The 610-nt window shown below is 53.8% G+C and carries 1 protein-coding gene; it reads right to left on the bottom strand.

Annotated features, from left to right (window positions below; translation table 11 throughout):
- Positions 1–50: 50 nt before the first annotated feature.
- On the bottom strand, positions 51–572 hold the full coding sequence (locus tag FYC48_RS25290) for a hypothetical protein (RefSeq protein ID WP_149499598.1): 522 nt from the start codon (positions 570–572) through the stop codon (positions 51–53).
- Positions 573–610 lie beyond the last annotated feature (38 nt).

The following is a 610-nucleotide window of genomic DNA, read 5'->3' as shown; positions in this document are numbered from 1 at the left end:
AACGGTACGGTTCAGCGGGGCCGCGCGAACGACTCCCCACTTCAAATACGTCAACTCGCGGCCTCCGTTGCAACCGATGGTTCCCCGCCGGTTTTGGGTGCGTTGATATCAAGGTAAGTGTAGAGGCGATTCTCGACGTCGTGAAGTGATGAAACGTTGCCGTGCTTGCAGTCACGAAACGGTTGCCAGAATCTGAATGTACGAGGGATTCTAAACGGTCGAAGCACAACGACCATTGGATTGAATTCGCGTTGACCGCCAAAGAAACGGAATACGGCAACTGGTAGCGAGTGCCATTTCCAATGGCGACGTTCAGACCAGTTGATGACGACTGAGCGCCCCTGCAAGCGTGGAAGGACCGTTTCTACCATGTAGTCATGCCAGTTGGGGCTATTGGAGTACACGACCAAGGTATCGACGCCGCGAGTACACCAAATAAGCCAGACGATCGCAGTGAGCGACACGCCGTAAATTGCCATGCCAGCTAACAAAGCGATGGCAAATGGAATGATCAGAACGACGACGGCTGCAAGCAACAGGACCGATGCGAGTTTGACGATTGCATTTGACATGCGTCGTGTAGCCATTTCAGCAGATCAGCCGGGGAACG

This window comes from Roseiconus lacunae (assembly GCF_008312935.1).
GTDB classification, from domain to species: Bacteria; Planctomycetota; Planctomycetia; order Pirellulales; family Pirellulaceae; genus Stieleria; species Stieleria lacunae.
The sequence above is the reverse complement of the archived record's forward strand: the minus strand, read 5'-3'. Positions and strand labels throughout refer to the sequence as shown.